The organism is Candidatus Poribacteria bacterium (genome assembly GCA_009839745.1).
In the GTDB taxonomy this organism is placed as follows: domain Bacteria; phylum Poribacteria; class WGA-4E; order WGA-4E; family WGA-3G; genus WGA-3G.
Genome location: VXPE01000007.1, coordinates 1 through 2,941, shown reverse-complemented (window position 1 = coordinate 2,941; position 2,941 = coordinate 1). Strand labels below are relative to the sequence as shown.

The following is a 2,941-nucleotide window of genomic DNA, read 5'->3' as shown; positions in this document are numbered from 1 at the left end:
ATTTACACGAAACCTTAAAAATACTTCCGCAAAAACCTGAAACGATTGTTATTGACACCATCGCTGAACACCTCGGGGCTATTGGGGAAACTATTCATAACACTTCACATCAAATCAGACCCGGATAATTTGGCGAAGGTATTGATACTATACGTCTATCATGCAAATCAAACCTTCTCGGTTAGTTCAGTTAACCGAGGGAGAACTTAGCGCTGTCCGGTTTCCGCCCCCGATTGTGTCCTATATCGAATTGTTAAGAGTGGACGTAGGTTTTCATCATCTGTCTCTTTTGACGAAAAAACGATAGGTGCACTGCCATCACGCAAGGCGAAGAGATAGCCGTAGTTATAATCGGGATTCGCTACCCAAAAGCGGACTGCATCGGTGAGGCGGTCGCTTTTAAATGCATAACGCTTTCCTGCTCTCTGAATCTCACATGTGCCATCAATGCGATGGGCGACATCCTCAGAGCCGTTGTAATCGCTTTCAGTATCGCCGTCTATGCCCGACAACATTGCTTGCGCGGGAGGTCTGTTCCACGGGAGATTCCGATGCAACGCGCTGTTGTAGGTGAGTTCGTTATCTTCTGCACGCTCGGAGATACCCCTACCCTCTCGCCATGGGAGCAACACACGGCGGAAGACGACGGTCTGTACAGCATCCGTATCACATTGCTGGACATGTAGGCTTATTGTCGCTTCCAAGACTTGTGTCGGTTCTCGGATCCCCATATCTTCAAATGCATCATACAGATCAAAAGCGACGAAGAAAACAGTGCCAGTTGGATCACATACGAGCATCGATTCGGCACCAGCATTGTTGTTTCGCGTTTTGCGATCTTTATTGACAATCAGGCTCGTATCTTGCAAGTCGCCAGAGAACGTGACAGAGTCGCCTGCGCCACAGGTTATCTCATTTATAGGGGGAAGGGTTATTACAATTCCTGTTTGTGAACTCAGAAGTGTGAGGTGATAGGCTTTCTCGACCTCTAACGGCGAAGTAAGGAGCAGGACGCGATTCAGTCGTGAATCAAGTAAGGCGTATTCGAGTTGGACATCGGGTGCAATTTGATAATTATTAAGGTCTTCGGCGGTCTCTGCCTGCAATTGTCCATCAAATTGTAATTGAATGGCGGTCTGTGATAGCGGAGTCGCCTTCAGGAGTTTTGGGGAATCCGCTGAATTGGCGACCCAAATGGGATAGAATAGCAGAAAAAGAAATATTGAGATTTTGTCCGTCACATTACGATAAATTTTCAAAATGGCTCTCCGAAAATGATCCTGCGTCTATGGGACATCCGCTGTGATAAAAACGGCATTTAGTACCTCGCGTTCTCGCTGTCCTGACGGCTTGTTGATGACCGCGTCGTTAACGACAAAGGTGCTGGAGGAACCGCCATCCAGATTAATTGCTTCGGTTGCCCCGAGGTCAATGAGAATGCCGGCGAGTTCGTAGAGGGTTAATCCGGTGCTGTACTTCGGTTGCCGTCCGTCGGCAACTATTAAAAAGAGTGTGTCTGCATTGTAGCCAAGCGCAGTGCGCGGTTCATGGCTCAAATTCAACACCGATGTGCGTTTGCCGGGCGTATGCCGCCTTTCAGCGTGATGCATCTTCACAAGGGTTTCATTTATTTTACGATTCTTAAGGAGTCGGAGCCGTCCACCAATCGCGTGTTGCACTCGATTCCATTCAGGTGGTGAAAGCGTAAGGGTAAGTGTGCCGCTCGCGCCAGTATTAAACTCGGAAACGCCTGACCCCTTCAACCGTGTGCTAATCCAAAGAATTCCGCCATCTCTGGGAATTGTGCTATTTCCATCGCGTGAGACTCCGTCCACACGGTAGATGTGTGTATAATTGGGGGTTAAAGGGAGCGAAAGCCCGCCGATTATAATCTCTGTGCCTCTGCGTCGGTTGGTATGGGTTGATTCACCGAGCCGTGGTGTGTAGAGCGTCACCTGACACCCATCAAGTCGTCGTTGATTAACACATCCGAGGGGTAGCGTGTGGGCACCTATTTGGACGCTTGCTTTCATTTCCACGGGAGTGCTGAGAAATTCACCGGACTCGGTTACGCCAAAACACGCCTCGGTATCTTTAGGTTGGGTGATGAGTTCACCGTCCTGGACATGCAGACTCTCTAATACGCCGCCGTAACCACGCATATCCCCAAGGACGCCGAACCCACCGTTGACTGCGACAAGGACGCGCCGGTCACCCCGTTGATTCCGACGGTTTGCCATAGACCGAACGGTTTCTTTTCCGAGGACTTGGGCATTCGCGAGTGCTACCTCAAAACGTAGTGTCGGCTCATGTCGGGACATTTCAGCGACATACAGGACACATGTCTCAACATCCCAGTCGTAACGATAAAGATGGAGTCCCGTTGCCATACCTGGAAACAGCGTTTTTTTCTCACCGCCAGCCTGTGCGGCAGGGTCTGTCATCCATAAGAGGAGCAAACAGATGATCGCATGGAATTTAGGCATTGCGAAAAATCTCAACGGCAAAGTAATCAATGGGTTGCTCTATAGGAGGATGCAGCTTCTTGACAATGAGATGGACCTCATTCACTGCGAATTGTTCTAAAATGACCGTGGCGATCTTCTCAGCGAGTGCTTCAATGAGTTGGAACGACTGCTGCGTGCCGACCTCAACGATGCGCCTGACGACTTCAGCGTAATCGACGGTGTCAGCGAGTGCGTCTGTCCTACCGGGATTTGCAAGTGGACCCCCCAAGGTTGCATCAATCTCATAATGGCCACCGACGTGGCGTTCCGCTTCGGGAACGCCGTGGTGACCATGAAATCGAATCCCTTTGAGGATAATTTTATCCATGACTATTCTACGGGAATCTCCCCGAAGGTATGGGCAGGTTCAATCAGGTATTTCACCTGTCTGCCAAACCTTCCATCGGTGTAATCAATTGCACGAATTTTCCAGT

Annotated in this window: 3 protein-coding genes; all 3 read right to left on the bottom strand. The window is 49.7% G+C overall.

Features of this window, described 5'->3' with window-relative positions; genetic code table 11:
* Window positions 1–206 precede the first annotated feature (206 nt).
* Genes F4X88_01470 through folB form a run of 3 tightly spaced genes read right to left on the bottom strand, consistent with a single transcriptional unit; the run spans window position 207 to window position 2,835 of the window.
* A complete protein-coding gene (locus tag F4X88_01470; protein ID MYA54940.1) occupies window positions 207–1,259 on the bottom strand; it encodes a hypothetical protein in 1,053 nt (350 codons plus the stop codon).
* Window positions 1,260–1,286: 27 nt separating this feature from the next.
* The gene (locus F4X88_01465) at window positions 1,287–2,486 is read right to left on the bottom strand and encodes a phosphodiester glycosidase family protein (protein ID MYA54939.1); all 1,200 of its coding nucleotides are present in this window, start codon (window positions 2,484–2,486) and stop codon (window positions 1,287–1,289) included.
* Complete coding sequence (gene folB, locus F4X88_01460) at window positions 2,479–2,835, bottom strand: dihydroneopterin aldolase (protein MYA54938.1); 357 nt, start codon at window positions 2,833–2,835, stop codon at window positions 2,479–2,481. The genes F4X88_01465 and folB overlap by 8 nt, the downstream gene beginning before the upstream one ends.
* Between the last annotated feature and the right edge of the window lie 106 nt (window positions 2,836–2,941).

Bases quoted from the DNA above. Each gene is read 5' to 3' on its own strand.
- F4X88_01465 (MYA54939.1), bottom strand. From the start codon at position 2,486: ATGCCTAAATTCCATGCGATCATCTGTTTGCTCCTCTTATGGATGACA.
- folB (MYA54938.1), bottom strand. From the start codon at position 2,835: ATGGATAAAATTATCCTCAAAGGGATTCGATTTCATGGTCACCACGGC.